The 2,083-nt window shown below is 62.4% G+C and carries 1 protein-coding gene; it reads left to right on the top strand.

What is annotated here, in order from left to right:
• Positions 1-722 precede the first annotated feature (722 nt).
• Positions 723-941 carry a hypothetical protein gene (locus tag Q2941_RS51435; protein WP_458197517.1) on the top strand — a complete coding sequence of 73 codons (219 nt, stop codon included), beginning with the start codon at positions 723-725 and terminating at the stop codon, positions 939-941.
• Positions 942-2,083 lie beyond the last annotated feature (1,142 nt).

Genomic DNA, 2,083 nt, shown 5'->3' with positions numbered 1-2,083 from the left:
ATCAGCCCCGGCACCCCGGACGCCCACCAGATCGAGTCCTACAAGGTGCTATCCGGCACAAACCCGACCGGCACCGCAGTGTGGTGGTACAGCGAGGGACAAGCCGGCACAAAGACCACATACTGCTTTGCGCCGGGATCGCTGACCTGACCCTGGGGGCGGGGCTCGGTGTGTCTACGCAGACTGGCTACCTGTCTCATAGGTACGCGCGGTAGCCCCGCTCCATCGCTGGGGCTGGGGGCTGAATAGCGATGGAGCGGGGAGTCCGGGGCTTCGGTCGGACCAGCGCGGAAACGATCGATGCCCGAGACGTAAGGATTTACCGTCGTGATTTTGGCTTGTTGGCGACCGATGCATGGCGCCAATCGTTCAGACTACGAAAAACCTAATAGGTGTTGCCGCCGTGCAATTTCCAAAGCCACATTGTTGCCCCACTATCGACCCTAGCCGGTCATGATTTGACCAGCGCACTGGCTGGCTAGGCTCGGCACATTCTTCGGCGGGGGCTGTGTGCCGGGCCGCCGATCAGGGGGTGGTCACTGCTGTCACGGCGTCGCCGCTGTGCCGTCGACTTAGCTATGCAGCCTTCTTTGCCCGCTTGGCGATCTTCGCCACGGTGGCGTGACCGCGATCACATCGCGCAGCCTCCACGTCTGGCAACGTGAGAAGCGGGGGGCATTTTTGCCGACCCTGTTTCAGTACCACTGACTTGGAGACCACTCATGATCGACAGCAAAGTTGCCAAGGACGACGCCAACAACCTCGAGCGTGCGATTCCGCGGATTCTCGCCCGCCAGCTCGCGCGGCCGCTCACCAACGACGAGATCGACCACATTGCCGGCGGCATGATTTCGCGCGGCGCGATCGGCGGCGTCACGGTCGCGCCTCGTGCCGGCACGCAAACCCTCTCAGCCTGCCCCGGGAACGACGCCGACACGTGATACAAGCGCGCCTCAGTCAGCTCTTGCGCGCGCGCTAGTCGCCAAGCTCATTGCCGACGACTTTCCAAATCTGCCGGGTTGTGGAAACGGGTGAGCAGGCTCGCCCCCGAGGAACGTAGCCCTCGCAGCGTTGTTACCTGTGAGCGGCTCGACTCATCCCTTGCCGCGACGCGGCCGTCGGCATCTCTGGAGGAACGCCCCACAATGGACGTCGCCGGTGGTCGCGGCCCTGCAGATAGAGGGGCATGTGCCGGGTCAGCCACAGGCCTGAGGGCGAGCCCGCCGGGCGGGGCCGCAGAGGGGTGCAGGAATTTTTTTCTCAAGCTCGTGTGTGCGTTGCCGTGCGGTTTCGCGCTAGGGCCGCATGCACGTTGCGCTTGTTTGTCGTGGGCGCCTGGCGATGTCCCCAGGCGCGGTAAGGTGCGCAGGCGGCGCTTGAGGCGCCGCCTGCGTTAAGTGCGCGCTACTGGAGACGCGGGTCGGGCGAGCCATACGCTACAGGGTACCCTACAGGGATGACCGGGCCGCCCCCCAAGAGCCCCAGCAGGGGCGGCGGGATGGGGATGGATGGCGTAATTGAAGGTTCAGTTGGGAAGTACCTCAGGTCGCCACCGCTAACCTCATCGAGATCGCCGATGGATAGTTCGTGAAGTTCGTTGCTCATTCTCGCTCCTGCAATGGTTTAGGAAGAGAAGAGTGTGGCTCTCTTGGGTTCGCTCGCGCCGTGACCCACGTCACGCTTGGTTGGTGCCCATTCACAGCCTCCAGTCGATGTGGGTTGATCGCTGTTCGAAATAGGCCCGGGCGCGCTCTCTGCGGCGATTCTCATCGTCGATCTCAAGGGACTTGATGCACCAGTTTCGCCAGGCCCCCGGGGTCGACCAAAAGGGGCCCGGTGCCGTCAGAGAGGCCCAAGGCTTACCGGTGTGGGCTCGGTGCCTGCCAAGTCACGAAGCTAACGAATGTTGCATCGGCCATGCCTCAATGCAGCGAACATCACCTTCTCATCTGCTTCGCTTCGGCAGCATAGCGGAGTTCATCGGAGTTTCTGCCGCCTAGCTCAGCTGCGAATGACCCTGGCTGTGTAAAAACGCGAAGGATTGAAACACGGCTAGAATTACATTCTGCAGTTTGTCATCTAA

It is taken from the genome of Bradyrhizobium sp. UFLA05-153 (assembly GCF_054185185.1).
Note: the sequence above shows the minus strand (reverse complement) of the source record. Positions and strands in the feature narration are given on the sequence as shown.